This is a genomic window from Kiloniella laminariae DSM 19542, assembly GCF_000374005.1.
GTDB lineage: Bacteria > Pseudomonadota > Alphaproteobacteria > Kiloniellales > Kiloniellaceae > Kiloniella > Kiloniella laminariae.
Genome location: NZ_KB893135.1, coordinates 53903 through 76792, shown reverse-complemented (window position 1 = coordinate 76792; position 22890 = coordinate 53903). Strand labels below are relative to the sequence as shown.

The following is a 22890-nucleotide window of genomic DNA, read 5'->3' as shown; positions in this document are numbered from 1 at the left end:
TTGTTTTGAAGAATAACCACGGGTAATCAATGTCTGTGTGTCATGACAAAACGGTCGAAGAAATCGGGCCTGTGTGGAGAGAGTTGTGGGGCCGATTATGGCATACAACACATCCAGAACGGTTTCTTGGCATACTGAAAGACGGTGCGATACGTCCTGAGCCTGACATTCCAGATTCCGAAAGATGGAATACCCGAAGAGGATCAGCTTTATTCCCGTTTGTCCGTTCAATCGAAGGCGTTAGCCTTTTTGATTTTTTCGATTTTGATCCAATCGCATATCAAAAAAGATGTCCCATTAGTACTTGGAGAGAGTTTGCTCCTTTTCGGAGCAATTGGGCCGGGGCTGTATGGCTAGAGGTAGAAAGAAGGAATATACTGTCTTCATTTATTTCCGGTGATAAACTTCTGGAATCTTGGAAAAATAAGAAGCAATTTTCTAGAAATATCATGCCTTATATTGAGGCTGCACACATTGGGGATTTACCTTTAAGCTCTATACGAAGGGTAATTTTTATTAGAGCACGTGATAAAGGGAGGTTCCATTTTTTTGATCCATTAAATTTTGATCGAGAAAAGTATAGGGATCTTCTCACAGAATGGCGAATGGACCATGAACAGCAGAATCTTAAATTGAAAAGTATAGCTGAGAAACGCCATAACAAGATCATCAATGATCATGGCAAACCAACGCATGAGGTCAAAAAAATAAAACAGCTCGAGACTGATCCGCTGACCCTGCTTCGGGGAGCCGTTGTGAAACTTGAATATCCCGATGAGCCTGTTGGCGGGAGTGATTGGGATCCGTCTTGACTGGGTTGCTCGCTATAGGCACCGACCCGGCGGGCCGGATGATTGTCGCCACCGCCCGCAAATTCGCCATCCCGCTGATTACCGCCGAGAGCAAGATCCTGGGCTATGAGCATGTGGCGACAATCTGGTAACGCAGAAGAAAAGACTCAGGCTTTTTCAGGCAGAATCTTGTTCAAGATCCTGAGGACTGACGTCAGTTTTGGGTAAAGAGTCCGCATGATCCTGGCTCCATATATCCGGGCTTCTTTCTTCTCATCTTTATCAAATTCTGTATGACCATAATGGCAATGTCCGGCTTCCTGATAAAACCCGACTTCGCGCAGGAAATCCAGACCTCTGCCGAAAATGACCTGCAAGATCCGGTTATCCGGTTTTGCGTAGCTGTCCCATCTCAAGGTGATGATGTTGAAGCGGGGGCGGTAGTAGGTGGTGTAGTCGTAACTTTCCCGTTCGGGGAGGATGTAGATCCGCGAGATCCTGCCCTGATCTTCGGCAGGGAGGTTCTGCAGCCAGCCTTCGACCTTGTGGCTTGCCTGCTGTTTGAGGTCGATGGTTTTGTCTTCGAATATCCTGATAGTACCAAGAGTGGTTGCGCGGTAATCATCAAGGCTGAAGCGTGCGACAATTTCGAGTGCTTGCCGGATTGCGGGATGACATTTCTGTTCCAAGGCCTTGGTGATAAAGGTACATGATGCTGTTTCGTCCAGATCGTGCAGAATGGTGCTCATCCCGCTGATCAGGGACAGCACATTTTTGTGTTCCAATCGAGTCAGGTCAATTTTTTGCAACTCCTGAAGCAACGGCGCTACGGCATCTTCGCCAAAGCCATAGAGCTTGACGTAAACTTCGTCAGTGACCTCGGAGTTCTGGATAAACGCCCCTTTTTTGAGTTGCTGGATCGCCAGATCAATATGGTCCTTTGGATTCTGCGCGGTTGCCGGGGATTTCATTCTGAAAACCAAGATCCTGTTGCCCGTTGCCTGTGCCGTAAAGGTATCAATTTTTCGCGGCAGGTGATGCTTCCGGCGCTATTCACTGTAAGTTCTCCAACGAAGAGGGGGCCTGTTTACGCTGGTGTGATTAAAGCAGTTCTCGCAATAATCGTAAATGAATTATTGGACCTTATTATCACGATTGTTCCTGCGCGTTCAGGCTTGGACTCTTCCCTCTGGGCATTGCTGGTTTGATTTATCTGTATTGGGGACTCATCTGTATTTGGCGTGGATCTGGTCGTCGGTGCCGTCGGACTGGACCTCGGCCAGTCCTTCGTTGAAGTGGTTGAGCAGTTCGTCACTCCCGGGCCAGTTGCGGCTGAGGCAGAGGTGATAGGCTTTCTGGCTGGTTGGATAGGATATCAGGGTAACGTCGGGGATGATTTTCTGGGCCATATATTCTGTGGCGTTGATTTCGCCAAAGAGAAGGTCAATCCGGCCTTTGCGCAGTTTTTCCAGGGCGGTGGCCAGATCTGGGGATAGATCGGGTTTGATACCAGCTGTTTTAAGCTCTGTCGTCGAGGCATAGCCAATGATCGAACCGACAGTGTATGCGGCCCCGTCTTTGGTTTCTGAAATCCGGGAAAGCCCCCGTTTCTCCAGGGCCGTGTAACCGCGAGTGGCAAAACTGATCGGGTCAGAATGAATAAAATACTGCTCGCGGGTGCTGTTCTTGGCGCAGGAAAGGATACCTGCAGCCTGCCCTTTCCGACCCTTTTCCAGAGCACGGGCCCAGGGCATGAAGCTTATCCCGGCCTTGATGTCTTTTCTGGCAAAGGCTTCAACCACGGTTTCTACATCAAAACCCTTTAGCCCCTTTTCCGGTTTTTCAAACTCAAAAGGGGGAAAGTGGACAGCCAGGATGGTGATGTCATCTGCGGCAGTGGCGGGTTGAGGAGGATTAAAAACAAATCCTGAGAGAGAAAAACAAATCAGACTGGTCTTTATTATGCTGATTTTACTTCGTTTTTGGGCAGCGATTTTTTCTGGCTGCACAAAATAGGGCATTGCGATCTCCCTGTCCGGTCAGTGTTCTTTTTATACTTTAGGCACAAAAGTACTCTTAAAACGATAAAAACAGGTAAAGATATGAGGTTGAAGGGTATTTTTCCCTGCTGGATGTTCGGGCAGCCTAGAGGATCAGGAAGCCACAGGACCAGGAAGCCAGGGTTCCGAAAGTGTGCCGCGAAAGAGAGGTCGAAACAGGGGCAGCCGATAGCGGAAAACGGCCCTTGATTGCGGCTGGTTTTATTCCTCACCCAAGAGATGTCATAGGTTGGAGGAATCAGGCCTCACAGGACATTCTGGGGCTGTTCTGTAAAGAGACAGGTAACCTTTTCTCCTTTATGATACGGGGTAATATCCGCGCGCTAGAATAATTTTGTCGGAGTTAACTCTATGCAAGTCTGCCCGAAAATCTGCACCGCAGCTGCCGGGTGAATTTTCGGACGGCCATTCAACAGGGGCAACGGGTCAGGTGATATTTTGTTCAGCCACAAGAGTTCAGGTGAAGGACTTTCGATTGTGAGGGCTGTCTTCCCTATGAGTATCCTGTCCCGCGTGATTTCTGGGATGATGGCTGGAATGTTGCCGGGGATAATATTCGGAACAATTTTCTGGTGTCTGGCATCTTCCAGCCCTGCCTTGGCTGAAAGTGAAAACAAGTTGTCCGGGAACCGGGCGCTGGTGATCGGGGTGTCGGACTGGGCCCCCTATACCGGGGCAGAGCTGCCAGGGCACGGTTTTCTGACCGAACTGACCAGTATCGGGATGAAACGGGCGGGCTATGACACGGTGATCCGGGATCTGCCCTGGTCGCGTATCCTCAAGGAAGCCCAGCGGGGCGAAGTCGATCTGATCCCGCATATCTGGTACACTGACGAGCGCAATGAATATGTGGCTTTTGGCCCGGTTCTGGCCCAGAACAAGCTGGTGCTGATTTCCTGTCTTGACCGCAATTTGAAGATTGAAACCATTGCCGACCTGGACAATCTGATTGTTGGCACAATGCAGGACTATGCCTATCCGGAAGATTTTCTTGCCGCGACAGGCTTTAAACGCGACCCGACACAAAGTCTGGAAGGCAACCTGATGAAGCTGGCCAATGGCCGGGTCGATGCCGTGATCGATGACGAGCTGGTTGTGCGTTACACCGCGCGGATGCTGTATCCCGAAGGCGACCGCTTTCGCTATGCCAAACATGTACTTGAATCGAAAGACCTGTTCCTTGCCATTTCCCGGAAAAGCCCTGACCATCAAAAGGTCATGCAGCTTTTTACCCGGGCGCTGGAAGAGATGAAAAGCGACGGGACCTATGACAAGCTGCTGGAAAAGCATGCTCTGTCACCCGCAGTCCCGCCGTCCTGAGGGGATTAATCTCTCCGATTTTCCTGCGTTTTGAATGCAACCCTGATCCCGCCGACCCAGCGTTCACGGGTGGCAAGGTCGAGATAGCTGCGTTTCCCGGCCAGCACCTCGCGCCCAGTTCGGGTGATGTGGACCAGGCGGTCCGGCCAGATCTGTGGCGGGGTTGCCGGAGTATAATCCAGCAAGGGTTTTGTCGCCTGCTTCAGATCGACCAGTTCGTGCCAGTACATCAGGTCGCCAAGATAGGGCAGGGGTTCACGTTCGCGCATCAGCTTGCCAAAAAGCTTGCCGCCTGTCATCGGGCCTTCCTGATCAAGGATTTCCAGCGTCAGGCGCTGGGTCAGGCCGAGGCCGCTTGCGGGGTCTGGCAGTTCCTGCAGGTGACGGCGCAGGGCGGTAGCCATGGGGGGGATTGCGGCGGTGCCATCTGTGATCAGGCTTTCCAGCGCCTGCGGGTCGGGCTGGCGCAGGGCTTTCCAGACAGAGCTGCCAAGCCTGAACTGTTCTGATGTGATTTCTGCCCGGCGGTTTTCCCACAGCCAGATCAGCAGTTCCGGGGCCAGTTGACCCAGCCCGGTAAAGTCGGGCACGCCGGGTATCTGGTCAACGCAGATCAGCTCGAACCGGAGCAGGGAGCGACCCGACGGAGTTTCGTCTGGTTCAGCAAGAGAGAGCCGCGACGGGAAAGCCCGGGTGATATAATCGAGCAGAAAAGCCAGGATCAGCTGGTCGTAGCTGTCGTGTTCAAACCAGAGCACCACGCGGCTGTAATCCTGCAAGGTTTCCAGCCCGCCATAGGCCTGTCGCTGACGGCCCAGAGTGTCTTCCAGATCAAGACCATAGGCGGAGGAAATAAATTCGGCCCGCTGTTCAAGAAATTCAGCGAGTGGCAGATCGGGCAGTGGCCCCTGACAGAAGGGATCGGAAAATTCATGAAAAGCTCCGATGAAACCTGCGACTTCCAGTGCATGATGGATATCGGAACCGCAGCGCAGGTGCAGGGTTTCGGGGCTGTCGAGCCGGGGGACGGACCCCACGGCAATCTGTTTCTGGCGCAGGGCCAAGCGGTCACAGTGAACCTTGAGCTTGGGCCAGCTGGAAAAACCGGCCTCGCGCGCGATCACCAGCTGGGCATCGGCAAGCTTGGCAGCGTTGCCTTGTTTACTCGTTGTTCCGTTGGAAATCTTCTGCGACCCAAAAAGTGAAAGCTGCCGGACAAAACGCTGTAGCGCGTCAGCGTTCCCGGCATCAAAGGCCTTGAGCAGATCCTTGGCGCGTTTTTTCTGCTGTTCGAGATTAAGCGCCCCGCTGAACATCAGGCGTGGTGGCCGGTTCGGCTGTTGCACTGTTGCTTGAGTGCTTTCCGGGGCGGGGCTGTTGCTGTTGGGTGAAAAGGCCGGGTTTTGAACTGGGTTTTGAACTGGGTATTGAGTTGGGTTTTCCGGTTTGTGCGTCGTCATACGATTATCCCGTTAAAATGCCTGCGTCCGCCTGACAGGTCAGGAAATCGTGGATGAAAAACGAGCGTTTTTTGTGGGCGCAGCCCTTTCCGCGGACGGGGAGGCTTCGGGAAAAGCCCTGAGCTTTTTATGCCATAGCTCTGCGTTGGGCGTCAACGTTTACCGGCGCAAAGGGGAGGCGTATCAAGGGTTCTGCCAAAGTAATCAAACAGCGCTGCACTAAGGCTTTCTTCTTTGATCTTTAGAAAACGGTTGTTGATGATCAGGGGACTATCAAATTTTTTGTTCAGCTTTTGACGATGCCATCTTTGAAGATAGTTTCCTTTGCCCAAATATTTTTCTGGATTATTGACCCGGATCGAAATGGTATTTGGGGGATTATAAATGGATGGCACCAGAGCTGTAACCTCCTCCCAAGGGACAAAATCGTTCCCGGATAGAGTTGTGTTAAGATAAATACCGCTTTGAGAAAGTATCAGGCGGGGAGATTTTTTGAGCAGAAAAAATAGTGAAATACCAACCAAGACCAAAAAGCAAAACAATCCGAACAACCCGAGATAAAACATAACGGGATTTGCATCTTCATATGCTTTGAAAACGCCAAAGCAGAAGAGAATAATCGCTGAGGTACTGACTAAAAAGGCAACAAACATTTTTCCTTTTGCCAAGGGAATGGCCAGATCATTCTCCGGTGGGCGACGTTTGCGGTGATGTAGGGCGATGTCTTTGATAATGCCAAGGTGGTATTCGTCGGAAGCTTGGGCCTTTTCTGATTTGTACAGACCGTAGTATTTGACCAGGAGGCGGCGGAGATTATGTTCATCAAAGGCTAGCTCTCGCGAAGGAATCAAATAGACCGTGCCAAAATCCTGGGCAAGTTTGTGCAAGTACCTTTTATGCCAAAACGTACCAGCAAGGGGATGTTTTTCCGGGGTGAAAAGGTGAATTCCAATCATCTGACCTTTGAGAGACAGGCAGGCCGAAAGCTTTTCAATCGCTGTCCAGGGGACAAACTGTACCGGTTGATACAGGCTTTTATAGCTGATCCCCTTGTTATTCAGCAGTAAGCCGGGTGTTGGATCAAGAAGTCTGCGCAGGGCAAGGAACCCGCGCCAGACAGCAAATAGACACAAGAAGAACGCGAGCAATATAAGAAGATCAGCTTCTGCCGGAATCTGCCCAATATCGAGAGCGAGGTGCCAGAGCCAAAGACCACAGATTAGCAGGATACAACAGATCAGCAGGGAAAAGATAACTTTCCCCTTTCGCAGCTTTAAGCTGGTTTCTTTTACAGGCGGCATTGCTTACTCGTGTGATTGATCGGGGGTGTTGTGATCGGAAAGAGTAGCTTGAACAAATCTATTGCAGCAACAGTTTCAGCTGGGCGGTCCGGCTGTTGCTCATCCAGCCGAGCAGGCTTTGCTGGTCCAGGGCGGGGTTGAGGGCCTGGAGCAGTCTGGTGGTGCTGTCGCGGTAGGGCAACCAGAGGCGCTGGACGGCGCGCAGTTCATCGGGGGAGGGCAGATAGTCAGGCTGATCCGGCCGGGCAAGAAAGGCGGTGGCGTCTTTGTAGCTGTTGTTCAAGGCCCGGTCGGCGGTGGCGAGGTCGTGCGGGCTGCTGGGAATTAGTTTCCGGCTTTGCACCTGTTTGACCATGGTGATCCAGGCGTTTTTCTGTTCCATCTCCGAATTGAGTATCCAGGCGGCGCGTCCGGTGCCCCCGTGGCCTTCTTCGTCTGCTGCCTTGGCTTCGATAAAGCTGCTGGCGTCGGCATAGGCCTGTTCCAGCAGGGGATGAAGCTCAGGGGCAAGGGTTGCCTTGAACTGGATCAACTGGTTGTCGCGGGTCTGGCTGTCCTGCTGTTTACTGCGCGCGGCACAAAAGCCCATGCCCGAGCCGCTGGTGACATAGTCGCAGATATTGAAGGGTTCGGCCTGACCTGCTTTCCAGTTGGCATAGGCGTCGCTAATGGCAGCAGAGGTTTCAGCCGGGACGGAGCCACCACGGATCACCAGATTGAGCACCAGCTCTGGATCAGGTTTGCCAAAACGCCCACCGCGCGAGGCTTCCTCGGCCAGTTGCCAGATGCCGTAAAAATCGTCTTCGAGGGCGGCTTCGTCCAGCTTGTAGCGGGTGATAAAAGCTTCGGGATCAAAGCCCCGGGGTTCGGCAGCCATCTGCAAAACCCGGAGTTTTGCCTCGCCGTCATAGAGTTCCAGCGCCGGGTTGACCTGCTGGGCCTGATAGAACAGCTCCAGCGCGGCCTGTGGATTGGCCCAGCGCAGACTGTCGGCGCGAAAGACCAGTGCATCAAGCACATAGGACAGAGCCTCACTATGACCAAGTTTAGCTGCTTCGCTCAGGTGATAGAGCCTTTCTTCGTCGGACAGAATGTACTTGTAGGTCAGTTCAAAATGGCCGTCAGCAGAACCGAGCTTTGCTGCCTGAAGATAGAGAAGCTTTGCCCCCTCCCGGTCTCCATCCTCATAGAGGGCATCAGCCTGTTCCAGCAACTCCAGCGCCGGGAAGTTGCTTGCTGAAGGGGTTTGGGACAAAGCAGGAAAAGCCGGAACCAGTGAGGCAAAACCCAGAGACAGGCAAAGGGCGAGGAGAAGATTTTTCATGGCAGAACCGTTAATTAGACGACCGGGACGGGCAAAACGCTGTACTGGAGCTTAAGAAGACACCAGCATTGTGGAGTTTTCGTGGCCGGAGATCAACGGGAGATCAACGGGAGATCAACGGGAGATCAACCCGAGGTCAACCCGAGATCAAGATGACTCATGGAGGCACAAAGATAAGGCCAGCAAGGCGAAGTCTGCTAGAGCGTGACCTTGGGGCGCAGGATGGTGTTGGAGACCAGCAGCCCGGCGGCGATGGTCAGGGCGACGATGAACATCTGCATGAACTGGTCCACGCCCTTGTCGGTTTCCCCTGCGGCAGCAACGATGAGGCCGCGAAAGCCGATAGAGCCACTGACCAGCACGGTGATGGCCGGGATCAGCACGATCGAAGTCGGGCGTCCGGTGGCCCGCGACCAGAGATTAGCAAAGATCCCGGCGACAATCGCGCCGAACAGCGCGCCGAGGTTGGCCGAGAGCAGTTGGCTCGAAATCATCACGGCGCCATAGGACAGCGCACAGCTGACCAGCACCCAGAAGACATCGCGCCAGAGGGTCTGATAAGCGACACAAAGCCCCAGAAACAGCAGGCTGATATAGAGCCAGATAAAGTGATCGCCGAGAGTAGATTCCGTGGTGCCGGGTGCGGCATCCCACAGGACGCCAACCGAGGCAATACCAAGCCAGGCCCCGGTGAACTGTTTGATCAGATAGACCAGTCCGCCCATCAGCCGGGCCGAGCCGGCCACAACATAGTTATCGACGATTTCAATGATTCCGGCGCTGACGGCAAAACCGGGGATCAGGATGACAATGGCGGACAGGGTCACGACGGTATGGTTGATTTCGGGCAGGAAGAGTTTGAGCGCCGCCGCGCAGAGCCCGGCGATATAGGCGCTGACAAAGGGCAGGGCATCGGCAAGACGTCCGCCAACCCGCTCGGAAATAACCGCAATGGCATAAACCAGCAGGCTGAGCAGACCGGCAAAGAGGATATCCCAGCGGTTGCCCTGGATCAGCCCGGCAAAACCAAGGCCGACCAGGGCAAAACTCAGGGCATAGCTGGTGACGCCCCAGGGGTTGGGCAGGGCGTCGATCTCGTCAAGGCGTTTGGAGGCTTTGGCAAGTGTGAGTTTACCCGCGACCAGGTTATCAACCAACTCGCCGACGTAGGCCAGTTTGGCCATGTTGTAACCGCCTGCAGGTACAGCAACCATATGGGTGCGCTGCCACAGCTGACCTTCCTGCCAGAAAGCGAAGGTGATTTCCGAGGGGGTAGAGCGAAAGACCCCGCGATAGCCCAGAGATTCCGTCACCCGTACCAGAAAGGATTCAAGCCGGGCGGCTGCGGGACCATAGCCGTTCACCGCGGTGCCCAGTTTGATGATGAACTGGCAGGCCTCGTCAAAGGCGCGATCGTTTCTCTTGAGTTTGTTCATGGCCTGACGGGGTGTTCCTGGTGGTTCTTCCGGTTGTTTTGGGGGGATTTTAGGGGTGCGGGGCTGCACCTCCAAATTTTTCGGCAAGATAGCGGGTGATTGCGACCGGATCGGTGAGGGTCTCGTTCTTTTTCCCGTCTTCTTGCGGGAGCACGAGAACCGGGAGCCACTGCTGTTCTTCGCCAAGCAGCTCGACCAGTTCGCGCCTGGGGCGGGGGAAAGCGAGCCGCTTGACCTCAATATGATCCAGCCACTGCGGGTTGATCCCCAGGGCACCTTCGATCAGGGCGCAGTGGCTGCAAAACCAGCTGTCGCTTGACGGTGGTGGAACAAGATCGGGATCGGAAAAAGGCATCTGGAGGACAAAAAGGCGTGGTTTCATGACAGTTGTAACCTTGATCGGACGATTGTCAAAAGGAACGATTTGGGCAGGAGAAACGGCAACCGCTGTTCCAGAAGACTGTAACGAGAAGAGTGGGACCAGAAGACCCAACGATTTTATTTGTTCTTTTGAGTATACTCGCTGGCCACGCTTTGCAACTTTTTGAGGATGTCCTCGACCTCTGCCGTAAATTCGGCCGGGGGCTCCTCTTCGGTTTCTATGTCGGTTTCTGTGTCGGTTTCTGTGTCGGTCTCTACTTCGGGTGGGGGGGCTTTTGATGGCTTTTTCCCGGATTTTTTTTGCGCATCTTCCAGAGCTTTTTTTGAGGATTTTGCAGAGGATTTTGCAGAGGGTTTTCTGGCGGAATCGGGCGGAGTAATACCTTGCGGGCCCTCGTCGATCTGAGGGGTAGCTGTGTGGATTTCTTCCCCCATAACCCGGTTGATTGCTGCAACAAGCTCGTCCCGGTCAATCGGTTTGGTCACACAGTCATTCATGCCACAATCAAAATATTCCTGGCGGTTTTCAATCATGGCATCGGCCGTGACGGCAATAATCGGGATCGATGCCTTTTCATTCTCGAGCTGGCGGATGGCAAGGGTTGCCTCGGGGCCGGACATTTCGGGCATGCGAACATCCATCAGGATGAGATCGTATTGAGCTTTCTTGTGCGCCTTCAGCACTTCGCGCCCGTTATTGGTAAAGGTTGTTTTATGCCCAAGAGCTTTGATCACCGCCTCGATAATCTTCTGGTTGATCCGGTTATCCTCGGCAACAAGAATATTGAGTGTACGGCTGGTGTTATAGCCCGATTGCGGCAGGATCTGGTCCAGTTTCGTGACATCGCCGGTTGCCTCTATACAGGGCAGGGTGAACCAGAAACAGCTTCCCTGGCCAAGATTGCTTGTTGCCCCGATCTTGCCGCCCATCAGTTCGGCAAGGCGCTTGCAGATAACCAGCCCGAGACCTGTTCCCTCGAACTTGCGCGAGATGGAGGCATCAGCCTGGCTGAATTCCCTGAACAGCCGGGGGAGTACGTCCGGATGAATACCAATCCCGGTATCACTGACCGAAATTCGGATCATGTCAGTGCCGACACCTGTGGTCTGTTCCAGATTACCCTCGATGATGATGTTGCCTTTGTGCGTGAATTTGAAGGCATTGCCGATCAGATTGATCAGGATCTGGCGGATGCGGGTCGGGTCAGCCTTGATCGCGGAGGGAAAGTCTTCTGAAAGTTTGACTACAAGTTCGATTCCCGTCCCTTCCTTGTCTTTCTGGTCAAAGAGAGCCAGCACATCATCAATCAGTTCCGGCAGGGAGAAATCGATCTGTTCTATCTCCAGCTTGCCAGCATCGATTTTTGACATGTCGAGGATATCGTTGAGAATACGCAGCAGGCTTTTGGAGCAGTCCTTGATCCAGCTGACCTTTTCCCGGTTCTCGGGTGCTAAATCACCAGCGAGCAGCTGATCGGCAAAGCCGATCACGCCAGTCATGGGAGTACGGATCTCATGGCTCATGGTCGCCAGGAATTCTGACTTGCTCCGGCTGGCCTGTTCCGCTTCTGATTTGGCAATAAGCAGGGCCTCTTCTACCTGTTTTCTTTCAGCGATTTCATAACGGAGATCTCTGGTTCTTTCTTCGACCGACAGCTCCATCTGCAACAGCACCCCGGTGCGAAAAAGCGTGAAGAGACAGATCAGGGAAGAGATGATTAAACCGGGTATCAGAACCATCCAGCCGCTTTTTTCCAGTCTGTTGGTTAAAAACTCGGACTGTACATAGCTGCAGAGTTCCCAATCGCGCCCGGGCATGGCGATCTTGAAGGTCCAGCTTGCAGTTCTCTGGGGGAGGTTTTTGTAGTTGACGCCTGCGGCGGGAGTTTTCCGGCTGAAAGTGCTGAACAGAAGTTGTTTGCCGGGTTCAGCTGTGCGGTCAAACAGCTCCAGATCCAGCCCAAAAGTCTGGGCGTGGCTGATCACTTTTTCTAGAACATCTTCGATACGGAGAACTGCCGTATGATACCCAGTCAAATTTTTCTGCCGACTTTCAACCGAATCATGGGGAAGATGCTGAGGATAATGGGGGCGAAATACCAGGACAGCAGCCTGGTGAGCCGAACCCTGGATAAGTCTGATCTGGCTTGTGGTAATTTGTTCGCCACTGTCTCTGGCCTGGTCAAGGGTGATGCGTGAAACCGGGTTGGACAGGACATTGTATCCCAGTGCGGGGAGATTTTTCTGCAGCGGTTCGATCATCAGGACAGAGACGTATTCCGGATTTTTTTCTGCCGGGATCAGATCACCATCAACATCCCTTTGGGTGATTTTGATCTCGGGACCGTAGTGTTGACGGTAAAAGTTCTCAACCCACGGGCGCTGTTCATCTTTATAGCGGGGATTCCAGGACAGGGCATGGAGAGCCGGGAATTCGCGGAGAGCCGGGGTTGTGAAGTCCCTGAACTGGGTTGGTGTTACGGTTTCCAGTGCATGGAAAACACCTTCCTGGGTTGCAAGTACACTCAGGTGCCCCTGGAGTGTCAGATCAAGTTCTCGGGCAATATCCTGAGCCCGGTTGTGCAAATCCTTTTCGACACTTTCCTTGTCGAGAGAGAGCACATAGAGATAGGCGCCGATCGCCAGAACAAAGGTGGCGAGCAGCAGGAGGGTAACGGGAAGTCGGCGGTTTCCTTTGATGTCCAGACCCCAGACAAGAATCAGGGGAGTAAAAATCAGAACACCAAGAGTGTCGCCACTCCACCAGGTTACTGCTGTCGCCAACCAGACTTCTGGAAGAATTGTTCCGGTAACCATCAGGGTTGATGAACCGATTATGGCATTGATCAGACAGCCCAGTGGTCCGGCATAGATGAAAAACAGAATGATTTTCCCAGGAGTGATCAGGGGATTGGGGTAGCCGCCAAAATAACGCACCAGAAACCCTGAGCCCAGTGCCTGAACAGCCGCGCCTATGGCAATCATGGCGGCGGTAAAGAGCGCCGTTGGCGTGGACAGGATCAGCTGTTCAAAAGAATTTCCTGACAAGACATTGGCAAGAAAACTGCCAATAAAGATTCCTGGGGCAACCCGGTACCCAAAAAGAAGAACAGCCGCGAGAGCAATGCCGGAAGGTGGCCATACTGCGGTGGCAAAGCCGGTATCAATCGCCCAGGTCAAACCGGCCCAACCGGTAATGAAATAGGCGGTAGCCACAAGCAGGATGGCAAGGGGCAGGGACAGACCGTACAGCGGTCGGGGGGCGTCCTGTTGCTGTGGCAAGGTTTGATCCGTCTCCAGTCCTCTGCCCTCCTTCGGAAAGGAGATGGTTTCATTGCCCAGATCCTGCCTGTCGGATCCTGTCTCATGGGATGGGGAATACAGGGGGCGGGGGGGCAACTGATTTATACCAAGGTCCATCGGAGGCAAGGTTTACCTGATCTGTTAAGCAAAGGAGATACGGTTGATTTATCCTGACCCGAGTATAGCGGAGAGTCGTTTGCACAGGGTTAATTTTCGTACGGGATTTTAAGAGTGAGATCAGTGTTTTTTAAAATTCAGGATTTTTAATGCCAGGGTATAAGAGGAGAACAAGGAAAGAAATAAGCAAGAGGCTGGAAATGTCTCTACCCGACTGGTTGACTTGCCGGAGGGATGTAAGGGTATGTTCAAAATATTCGGAATAAAAAATACCATCGGGCTTATTTGTCTCTGGGCGGAATCGCCCATGACGTGTAAAAGGTCTCGATTGTAACATTTTACAGTCACATTCTTTCATCACTCTTTGGTTTTCGGTCACACGAGTTACCAGTCGGGATCTGTTTTTCTGCTGATCACAGCTGTGTTGATCACAGGCAGATTTGTTTCCTGGTGATACCACTTTTGTGAGCCAATTCCGGTTCGTTCTTCGTTGCTACATCCAGATATGACCCTGCTGCAGGGCAAAACAGGAAAAATTCGATGCGATATTCTCAGGCTGGCAGGTTGACCACGCTTTTTGTGCTTTTTCTGATGACCGTTCTGGTTTCTTTTGCGGTTCCAGGCGGGGGTGGACTGCTGTCTGTGGCTCATGCCCAAGTCGAAGCCGTACCTGAAACGGTGGCGGCGGTAGAGAGCAGCGAGACAGAAGCATCACTGATTGATCCGGATTTTGTTGTGCCTGATTATTCCGACAAGGCCCGCAAGCTGGAGCGCACGCTGAAAGAGTTGGTTGCCCGGTTCAAGGACAAGGAGAAGCGCAAGCAGAAGCTGAGCGGCAGCGATCTCTATGCTGATATGATCAGTCCTGATCAGGACAGTGGCTGGGAAAGTGGATATCACTTCGAGGTCAGGGCGGTTGAGTATCCGGATCATTTGCCGAACTGGGCGGCTTTGTACCACCAGTATCTGCGGGAAGGCAACTATGAGGCTGCTATGGGAGCTGCTTATCGTTCATACGAACTGAGCAGCTATGCCATAGAAACGGCATCAACTATTTTCTCCATGGGACAAGTAGCGCTTGCCCAGGGAGATTCCAAACTGGGGCTTAATCTCTTTAGAAAAGGGCTTGAGCTTGCGAATAATGAGTCGATGCAGAACTGGTATCAAACCCTGCTCGAACGCTATGATCTGAAAATTGTGAATATTGCGGTCGATCTGGAAAAAGCGCAGCCCAATGCCTGTCTGGTCTTTTCGGCTCTGTTGCCCCGTGACCCGGCGTTTCACGGCGAAGACTATGTGAGCCTGAGCGAAGAAACCGATCTGGACATTTCGGTCGCTGGCGAGCGGATCTGCCTCAACGGACTGGAGTTTGGCAAGACCTATGAAGTTACGGTCAAGGCCGGTCTTCCCGGTGAGGAAGGCGGTAAGCTTTATCAGGCGACAACCCGGTCTTTCAAAGTTGGAGATATGCGGTCGCGCATCCTGCTGGGCCGGGATAACTATGTGCTTCCTGCCCAAAGCAACAATGTTGTGCCTCTGAAGACGGTCAATCACGATGATGTCCAGCTCAGTCTCTATCGTATTGGCAGCCGCAATCTGGATACGGTTCTGATTCAGGGGCTGCTGAGCAGTGACCTCAATGCCTATATGGAGCAGGAGATCGAATATAACAGCGGGATGCTGGTCTGGCAGGGAACTGTAGAAATTGCCAGCCAGGCAAACCGGGAAGTGGTGACCAATATCCCGCTTGATGGGCTGTTCGAGACCAAGAGCGAAGCCCGCAAGCCGGGGATCTATGCGCTGGTGGCAAGCCCGGCAGATCGCGATGAGGAAACGCGCTGGCAAGCCCAGGCGACCCAGTGGCTGGTGGTATCTGATCTTGGGCTGACCAGCTTTACCGGAGCTGACGGGCTGCATGTTTTCACCCGCTCGCTGGAAAGTGCCGAAGCGCTGGAGGATGTAACGCTGGAGCTTGTTGCGCGAAACAACGAGATCCTCGGCACGCTTGAGAGTGATGATCAGGGTATGGTTTCTTTTGCGCCCGGACTGCTGCGTGGCAAGGGCGGGAACAGCCCCGCCTATCTGACGGCCCGCAGTGAAAAGGGGGATTATAACTTTATTCAGCTTGATGGTCCGGCACTGGACCTGAGCGAACGCGGGGTTTCCGGCCGTCAGGCACCGCAGTCGATGGATGCTTTTCTCTTTACCGAACGCGGGGTTTATCGCCCGGGTGAAACGGTCCGGCTGTCTGCCATTTTGCGCGATGCCGAAGCCAAAGCGGCCGGGAATGTTCCCCTGACCCTGCGGGTCATGCGCCCCGGTGGTGTCGAACTGTGGAAAAAAACCATCACCAGCGACGGGCAAGGGGGACTGGGACTGGATATTCCGATTTCCGGCGCGGCGCGTTCGGGAACCTGGCAGGTCACAGCCCATCTGGGCGAAGATAGCAGCATTCTCGGTTCGGTAGGATTTCAGGTGGAAGACTTTGTGCCGCAGCGGATGGCGGTCGAGCTGAGTAACGCCGATGCGTTTCTGACAGCTGACAGCCTTGCCAAGTTCCAGGTTGAGGGGAAATTCTATTTTGGTCCGCCCGCGGCTGATCTGAAAGGGGAGCTGGCCTTTTCAATCGAGGCCAACCCGACACCCTATCCCGCTTACAAGGATTACCAGTTTGGCGAAATTCAGGAAGGTTTTGTAACCCATCAGTTTACGACCGAAAGCTTTAGAACAGATGCGGCAGGCAAGGCCTCTATCAGCCGGAACCTTGAGGGGATGCCCGAAGTATCAACCCCGCTCCAGGCAGTTTTTATGGGCAGTATTTTTGACAGCGGCGGCCGCCCGGTTACCGGGATCAAGCGCATTCCCATTCGTCCCCGCGAGGTCGAAGTCGGTCTTAAACCCCGTTTCACCGGCAGTCTTGGTGAAAACGAAGAGGCGGTCTTTGATGTTCTTGCCCTGTCGCGAGAAGGTGAGGTTCTTGAGGGCCGGAAGATCGCCTATCAATGGGTCGAGGAACTGTACGACTATAACTGGTATTGGCAGAACGGTTCCTGGTATTCCCGCAGTGATTATTATGACAAGCCCTTTGCGGCGGGAGAAGTGACCAGCGATAAAGGCGGGATGGCCGAAATCAGCCAGCCACTGGGCTATGGTCGCTATCGCCTGGATATCCGGGATGCCGATGGAACCTCTACGGCAAGTTATCGCTTTTATGCGGGCTGGTGGTCTGCTTCTGATCAGCCGAATACACCGGATCAGCTGGAGCTGACCCTTTCTGAAAAAGATCTGGAGCCGGGCAAGACAATCAAGGCTTTTGTTCGTGCCCCGTTCGAAGGCAAGGCGCTGGTCTCGGTCGTGAACGAGCGCCTGCGTTATAGCGAGGTTATTGATCTGGATGCCGAGGGCTCTGAAGTCGAGATCGACGTTGAAGATGACTGGGGCCCGGGAGCTTATGTGATGGTCACGGCTTTCCGTCCCGAAGCCGGGAAGGTGTCGCTGTTGCCGATCCGGGCCATGGGGCTGGAATGGTTTTCGATCGGGCGCAAGAACCGTGAGCTGGCTGTTGAGATAACCGCGCCGGAAGTAACCCTGCCTCGCCAGAGCATCGATATTCCGCTGCAGGTTAAAAAATTGTCGGGAGAAAAGCTTTCGGGTTCCGTTCGGGTGGTGCTTGCTGCGGTAGATGAGGGCATTCTGGCGCTGACCGGGTACCAAAGTCCTGATCCGGCGAAACATTTCCTCGGGCAGCGCTCTCTGGGGCTGGATATCCGTGATATCTATGGCCGTCTGATCCGCAGCGAAGAAGGCGCCCTGGGTGAGTTGCGCAGCGGGGGGGACGGTGTTGCCCTGCAAAACACCAAAGGCACCAATACCCGCACGGTCAAAACGGTTGCTTTGTTCGAACGCGATGTCGAGCTTGACGCTAAAGGTCAGGGTGTGATCACGCTGGAGCTGCCGGACTTTGCCGGGCAGTTGCGCCTGATGGCCGTTGCCTATAGCAGTGATGCTGTTGGATCTGATGCAGCCGACATGATCGTGCGCGATCCGGTGGTTGCCGATTTACTGTTGCCACGCTTCCTTGCACCGGGAGATGAAGCCGAGACAACCCTGTCCGTACATAACCTTTCCGGCGGTGATCAGAAGCTGATGGTGAGCTTTAACTATAGCGATGGCGTAGAGCTGTCGAACAGCGGCAAGACCGGTGTGGTGGAGACGGCAAGCCAGAAGACAACCTTTGATATTCCCCCTTTTATCGTCAAGGATGGCGGGAAACGTGATATCGTACTGCCGTTGCGCGGCAAGAAAGTCGGGGATGCCAAAATATCGATGCAGGTGACGGCAGAGAAGGTCGGTGATCCAGAAACGCCGGCGCTGTCATTTGATCGGGAATGGGACATTGCCGTGCGTGCGGCACAGCCTTTTGTAACCGATCGTCTGGTCAGCTATCTGAAACCGGGGGAAAAACTTAATCTCAATCAGGAAGGCAACCAGAGTTACCTGCCTGGAACTGCCGAGATGAGTGTGACCCTGGCGACCCGTCCTGATTTTGACGTGCCGGGACTGCTGGAGGAGCTGAACCACTATCCCTATGGCTGTACGGAACAGACCGTGAGTGCCAGCCTGCCGTTGCTGTATCTGGCCGATGTGGCAGAGCAGTGGGACCAGGACCTCGACCGGAATGACCTGCGGTTCAAAGTGGACAGCGGCATTGCCCGGGTACTGGAGCGCCAGCGCCCGGATGGCAGTTTTGCCACCTGGCATGGTTTTGGATCGGCCCAGCCCTGGCTGACGGCCTATACTTTTGACTTCCTGACACGGGCCCGGGAACAGGGATACGAGGTTCCGACCGCGGCCTATAATCTGACCCGAACCTGGCTGAAAGGCTATCTGGAGGACCGTTACTCTCCTGATCCGCGCTCTCATGTTCTGGTAACCCAGGCTTATGGGTATTATGTGCTGGCGCGGACAGGTGATGTCCGGGCAAGTGAGGTGCGATATTTTGCTGAACAGAACGCCGGAAACCTTGAAACCCGTCTGGCAAAGGGGCAGCTGGCGGCGGCTCTGGCCATTACCGGGGAAAAAGAACGGGCGGGCGAACTGTTTGCGTCGGCGATGACTTTCGAGCGTCCCTGGAACCAGTGGTATCACGACTATGGCTCGGATCTGCGCGATGGTGCAGCTCTTTTGGCCCTGATGAGTGAAAATCTGGACGATACCCAGAAAATGCAGGAAATGGGCAATGCGGTGGAGGAGATCTTTACCAAGCGGCGCTATTTCAGCACCCAGGAACAGGCCTGGCTGTTACAGGCAACCCATGCCATGGCAACAGCACCACAAACCGATATGACGGTAACGTTGAACGGCGAAGAACAGTCGCCAAGACGGGCGCCGCTTTATCTGCGTCGGGAAGTTGAGCAGATGGCACAGGAGCTTGATGTGATCAACAGTAGCGAGGGCAGTCTCCGGGTTATCCGTTCCATCCGGGGCGTGCCGAGCGCTGATCTGCCCGCGGTGGAAGAAGGTTTCCGGATCAAGCGCCGTTACTACAGCATGGACGGAGAATATCTGGAGCCGGAGAAGCTCAAGCAGAACGATCTGCTGGTCGTGGAAATTGAAGGTCATGTTCTTGGCGATAGCCGGCACGAGGCCCTGGTGGTGGATCTTTTGCCCGCCGGGTTTGAAATCGAAAATTCGGCAATCGGTAATGGCCGGAATGCGGACGAGCTGGAATTTCTCGGGGAGCTGAGTTTTACAGAGTTTGTCATGGCGCGCGATGATCGTTATGTCGCGGCGATCAACCTTTGGGGCGACCAGACTTTCAAGCTGGCCTACATCGTCAGGGCTGTAACACCCGGACGCTTCGTCCAGCCCGGTGTGTTTATCGAGGACATGTATCAGCCTCAATTCCACGCCCGGGGTGAAATGGCCGGGATCACGGTGGAGAAATAAATTCGGGGAAAAAATGAGACAGGTAAACAATCTGAATGGTGAGATATAAATAGGAATGTTGCCCTTACCCCGGTTCCAGTGGATCGAGAAGCTGATCAGGCGATTGCAGGTTTCTGCAGTGGTGCTGTTGTTGCTTGGCCTTCTGCTGGGCGGGGGAGCGGCAATCCTTGATCGATTGTTCCCGCCGGATTTGGCCCGTTACCAGGACTTGGCCCGGGTGGTGGTGGATCGTCAGGGAATGCCGTTGCGTTATTACCTGAGCAAGGATGAAAGTTTTCGCCTGCCGGTGCTGAGCAGCAATGTTGATTCCGGTTATCTGGCAATGCTGGTTGCTTATGAAGACAAGCGTTTCTATGAGCATCCCGGTGTTGATCTGCTGGCTCTGCTCCGGGCCAGCGGACAGATGCTGGGGTCTGGCCGGGTTGTCTCCGGTGCCTCGACCCTGACAATGCAGGCGGCGCGGTTGCTTGAGCCCCGTCCGCGTACCCTTGCCAACAAGCTGATTGAAATGGCCCGGGCGCTGCAGCTGGAGCGGCACTACAACAAAGAAGAGATCCTGTCGATCTATCTGACACTGGCCCCCTTTGGCGGCAATGTTGAAGGGGTGGAAGCCGGGGCACAGGTACTGCTGGGGCGTCCCCCGCGGAATCTGACCCCAACGGAAGCGGCATTGCTGGTGGCTTTGCCGCAGTCGCCCACCCGTCTGCGACCGGATCGACATCCTCTTGCGGCCAGGGCAGCAAGAGACAAGGTGCTGACCCGGGTTGCGGAATCTCTAACGCTTGAGGCTGGACATCTGACGCGCCTGCTGGCGGAGGGACTGCCTCGGGGGCGATCTGATCAGCCTTTTATTGCCCCGCTTCTGGCGGAACGGATGCAGCGGAGCCAGCCGGATAAAAACCGGATCGAGACCACGCTTGACGGGGCTCTGCAACAGGGACTTGAGCAGCTCGTCAGGCGGGGGGCAAGCGATTTGGGGCCAGCGGTGAGTATCTCGGTACTGGTGGTGGAGAATGCCACCCGGGAAGTTCGGGCCTATATCGGTTCTGCCGACTTCCGATCAGAGGAAAACCAGGGGCAGGTGGATATGATAAGCGCGGTGCGCTCGCCGGGATCGACCCTCAAACCCCTGATTTACGGTCTGGCCTTTGAACGCGGGCTTGCCCATCCCGCCAGCCGTGTAAATGACGCACCGCGTCCCTTCGGTGCCTATGTGCCAAAGAACTTCCAGGACCGCTATTACGGCGAGGTTGACCTGACTGACGCCCTGAGAAAATCGCTCAATGTTCCTGCAGTTCTGTTACTGGAACGACTTGGTCCGGTCAATTTTGTAGAACGGTTACGCCGTGACAAGATCGGGATGCATTTCCCTGATGACAGTCAACCCGCCTTGCCAGTTGCCCTTGGCGGTGTGGGGATGCAGCTGGAGGATCTGGTGCGACTTTATGCGGCAATGGCGGATGACGGAATGGTTCGCCCGTTGGTCTATGGTCCGGAAGATCTGCAAAATTTTATGGAACAACAGCCAGATGGTCCGTTGTTGAAGTCGGAAGCCCGGGCCCAGATACACCAAATCCTGCTGGGGGTTGACCGCCCGGTTTTTGCAGCTTCGGGCAAGGCGAAGAGCGTCGCCTATAAAACCGGGACCTCTTACGGGTTCCGGGATGCCTGGGCGCTGGGGTTTAACGAAACCTTTACAGTGGGAGTTTGGATCGGTCGCCCTGATGGAACACCTAATCCTGATCATTACGGCTATAAAACCGCTGCGCCGCTGATGTTCGAGGTTTTTGATGCCCTGCCGGAAAACCGGGAGGGGAGGACGAAAACCAAACTGGTCACTGTTTCACTGGAAAACCCGAATTTGCCGCCGGGACTGCAGTATATCGACAGGCCCCTGGCAGACCGGGGGGAGCGAAGTCGCCCGGGGCCGCGTATTCTCTTTCCCCTTCCCGGGGCCGAGATCCCGCTGGATATGGTGGAGCTGGCCGGGCGGGGAATTCCCCTCGAGGCTGAAGGGGGGAGCCGTCCCTATCGCTGGATAATTAACGGTCGTCCGTTCCAGACAGAAGCGGTTCAGGGATTTTCAACTACTCCCCGGCTGATACCAGATGGACCCGGCTTTACCGAGATCACACTGGTGGATGCCTCGGGGCGGAAAAATACAACCTATGTCCGCTTTGTCAGGGAAGCTGCCAGCGTATTGCGGCGTTCTGCTCCGGCTTTGTGACGAGCGACCAGGTTCTGCGGAGCGCAGAAGCAGGGTGGTCTTGGCATTTAACAAAATCTAAAAGGTCTTCCGGCTAGGCTTGTTTACAAGGATAAAATTGTAGTCACAGCCTTTCATGATCGTGGAGAACCATGTTTGATATCCCGCGCCTATCTGTGCAGATTACCCGGTTTCTGGGCAGTTTTGCGCTGATTGTTCCTGTCTGTTTTTCCCCGCAGGGCGAGGCGGGTGAACTGAAGCTGGTTACGGGAAACTATCCTCCCTTTACCGCAGAACAACAAGAAGGCGGCGGTCTGGTAACCGAGGTTGTCCGCACTGTTTTTGCCAGGATGGATCTGGAAGCTTCCATTGAGTTCCTGCCCTGGAAGAGAGGCTATGTCCTGACAGAAAAAGGCGATTTTGCTGCTACTTTCCCTTATTTGCGCACGGATGTCAGGTCAGCTGCTTTTCTGTTCAGTGACCCGGTGATTGAATGGCGGAGCAGGATATTTGTCCGCCGCGAGGCTGAAGTTGAATTTGATAGCCTGTCAGATCTGTCAGATCTGTCGGGTTTGTCAGGTTTGACCGAATGTCTGCCGCATCACTATGGCGGTCTGGAGCAACTGGACCGGATGCATGCCGCAAAAGAAATCCGGCGTATCCGTCCTCCCTTTATCAAAAGCTGCTGGCTGATGGTGCTCAATGGCCGGGCAGATTTTTTCATCGAGGATATCATCGTTGCCGAGATTGCCCGCCATGAACATCTTGGTGAACAGCGAGATCAGGTTATAGCCGCTGGATCTGTGGTCAGTGTGGATCAGGGTTATGTAATCTTTCCCCGGAGCTTGCCTGGGTCGGAAAGGTTGAGGGAAAAGTTCAATGTAACTTTGCAGGGGCTCGCTGATCAGGGAGAAATTGATAAAATAACAAAAGGTTATGTTGCCCGGACAACAGACACACTGGATCTGGTAAATTGAAGGTCGATAAAGCAGGATCACACGGTCAGGGTTTTCTGACAGGAGCCTGTTCTTTTGAGTAATTCTGGCAGGAGTTAACTGCATATCAACATATGCGATACTAGGATCAAGCAATAAGTTCATCTTTATAAATAAAGTGATGACGCAGCCAGACACCTTGAATTTTTTTTCTGTGACGAGAATGACACAGCTCTTGTGCAGTTTGTGGCTGGTGGTTTTTTTCCTGACAGGTTCGTTTGCCAAAGCGGCAGACGGGTCAGAAAGT

The 22890-nt window shown here is 54.0% G+C and carries 14 protein-coding genes; 6 read left to right on the top strand and 8 right to left on the bottom strand.

Annotated elements, in window-relative coordinates; translation table 11 throughout:
- Positions 1-29: 29 nt before the first annotated feature.
- Both B152_RS25960 and B152_RS26500 read left to right on the top strand, forming a co-directional pair.
- Entirely contained in the window at positions 30-812 is a 783-nt protein-coding gene (locus tag B152_RS25960) for a hypothetical protein (protein WP_157230851.1), read from the top strand.
- A complete protein-coding gene (locus tag B152_RS26500) occupies positions 809-943 on the top strand; it encodes a PIN domain-containing protein (RefSeq protein ID WP_281168709.1) in 135 nt (44 codons plus the stop codon). The genes B152_RS25960 and B152_RS26500 overlap by 4 nt, the downstream gene beginning before the upstream one ends.
- 15 nt (positions 944-958) lie before the next feature.
- Here the strand turns inward: B152_RS26500 and B152_RS0104925 are convergent, their stop codons facing one another.
- Complete coding sequence (locus tag B152_RS0104925) at positions 959-1762, bottom strand: hypothetical protein (protein WP_020591280.1); 804 nt, start codon at positions 1760-1762, stop codon at positions 959-961.
- Positions 1763-2017: 255 nt separating this feature from the next.
- Entirely contained in the window at positions 2018-2812 is a 795-nt protein-coding gene (locus B152_RS0104920; RefSeq protein ID WP_020591279.1) for a substrate-binding periplasmic protein, read from the bottom strand.
- Between the two features lie 534 nt (positions 2813-3346).
- Here B152_RS0104920 and B152_RS0104910 point away from each other — a divergent pair.
- Complete coding sequence (locus B152_RS0104910) at positions 3347-4171, top strand: substrate-binding periplasmic protein (RefSeq protein WP_020591277.1); 825 nt, start codon at positions 3347-3349, stop codon at positions 4169-4171.
- A 5-nt stretch (positions 4172-4176) separates the two neighbouring features.
- Here B152_RS0104910 and B152_RS22575 read toward each other — a convergent pair whose 3' ends face one another.
- From B152_RS22575 to B152_RS0104880, 6 genes are all read right to left on the bottom strand, one after another.
- Positions 4177-5631 carry a DUF1835 domain-containing protein gene (locus tag B152_RS22575; protein WP_020591276.1) on the bottom strand — a complete coding sequence of 485 codons (1455 nt, stop codon included), beginning with the start codon at positions 5629-5631 and terminating at the stop codon, positions 4177-4179.
- Positions 5632-5783: 152 nt separating this feature from the next.
- Entirely contained in the window at positions 5784-6932 is a 1149-nt protein-coding gene (locus B152_RS0104900; RefSeq protein WP_020591275.1) for an STM3941 family protein, read from the bottom strand.
- A gap of 58 nt (positions 6933-6990) precedes the next feature.
- The gene (locus B152_RS0104895; RefSeq protein WP_020591274.1) at positions 6991-8256 is read right to left on the bottom strand and encodes a lysozyme inhibitor LprI family protein; all 1266 of its coding nucleotides are present in this window, start codon (positions 8254-8256) and stop codon (positions 6991-6993) included.
- A 197-nt stretch (positions 8257-8453) separates the two neighbouring features.
- A complete protein-coding gene (locus B152_RS0104890) occupies positions 8454-9692 on the bottom strand; it encodes a threonine/serine exporter family protein (protein ID WP_020591273.1) in 1239 nt (412 codons plus the stop codon).
- 49 nt (positions 9693-9741) lie between these two features.
- Positions 9742-10185 (bottom strand): DUF3088 family protein, encoded by a 444-nt coding sequence (locus B152_RS0104885; RefSeq protein ID WP_020591272.1) that lies wholly within the window; start codon positions 10183-10185, stop codon positions 9742-9744.
- Positions 10186-10190: 5 nt separating this feature from the next.
- The gene (locus B152_RS0104880) at positions 10191-13355 is read right to left on the bottom strand and encodes a CHASE domain-containing protein (protein WP_169337404.1); all 3165 of its coding nucleotides are present in this window, start codon (positions 13353-13355) and stop codon (positions 10191-10193) included.
- A 678-nt stretch (positions 13356-14033) separates the two neighbouring features.
- Here B152_RS0104880 and B152_RS0104875 point away from each other — a divergent pair.
- From B152_RS0104875 to B152_RS24985, 3 genes are all read left to right on the top strand, one after another.
- On the top strand, positions 14034-19442 hold the full coding sequence (locus B152_RS0104875; protein ID WP_020591270.1) for an alpha-2-macroglobulin family protein: 5409 nt from the start codon (positions 14034-14036) through the stop codon (positions 19440-19442).
- Positions 19443-19497: 55 nt separating this feature from the next.
- Positions 19498-21669, top strand: a complete 2172-nt coding sequence (pbpC, locus tag B152_RS22570) for a penicillin-binding protein 1C (RefSeq protein ID WP_020591269.1) — start codon at positions 19498-19500, stop codon at positions 21667-21669.
- A gap of 131 nt (positions 21670-21800) precedes the next feature.
- Entirely contained in the window at positions 21801-22625 is an 825-nt protein-coding gene (locus B152_RS24985; RefSeq protein WP_020591268.1) for a substrate-binding periplasmic protein, read from the top strand.
- The last annotated feature ends 265 nt before the right edge of the window (positions 22626-22890 follow it).

What these genes read in the sequence shown, in the direction of transcription:
- B152_RS25960 (WP_157230851.1), top strand. Translation starts at nt 30, where the DNA reads ATGTCTGTGTGTCATGACAAAACGGTCGAAGAAATCGGGCCTGTGTGG.
- B152_RS22575 (WP_020591276.1), bottom strand. Translation starts at nt 5,631, where the DNA reads ATGACGACGCACAAACCGGAAAACCCAACTCAATACCCAGTTCAAAAC.
- B152_RS0104910 (WP_020591277.1), top strand. Translation starts at nt 3,347, where the DNA reads ATGAGTATCCTGTCCCGCGTGATTTCTGGGATGATGGCTGGAATGTTG.
- pbpC (WP_020591269.1), top strand. Translation starts at nt 19,498, where the DNA reads ATGTTGCCCTTACCCCGGTTCCAGTGGATCGAGAAGCTGATCAGGCGA.
- B152_RS24985 (WP_020591268.1), top strand. Translation starts at nt 21,801, where the DNA reads ATGTTTGATATCCCGCGCCTATCTGTGCAGATTACCCGGTTTCTGGGC.
- B152_RS0104900 (WP_020591275.1), bottom strand. Translation starts at nt 6,932, where the DNA reads ATGCCGCCTGTAAAAGAAACCAGCTTAAAGCTGCGAAAGGGGAAAGTT.
- B152_RS0104890 (WP_020591273.1), bottom strand. Translation starts at nt 9,692, where the DNA reads ATGAACAAACTCAAGAGAAACGATCGCGCCTTTGACGAGGCCTGCCAG.
- B152_RS0104925 (WP_020591280.1), bottom strand. Translation starts at nt 1,762, where the DNA reads ATGAAATCCCCGGCAACCGCGCAGAATCCAAAGGACCATATTGATCTG.
- B152_RS0104920 (WP_020591279.1), bottom strand. Translation starts at nt 2,812, where the DNA reads ATGCCCTATTTTGTGCAGCCAGAAAAAATCGCTGCCCAAAAACGAAGT.
- B152_RS0104895 (WP_020591274.1), bottom strand. Translation starts at nt 8,256, where the DNA reads ATGAAAAATCTTCTCCTCGCCCTTTGCCTGTCTCTGGGTTTTGCCTCA.
- B152_RS0104875 (WP_020591270.1), top strand. Translation starts at nt 14,034, where the DNA reads ATGCGATATTCTCAGGCTGGCAGGTTGACCACGCTTTTTGTGCTTTTT.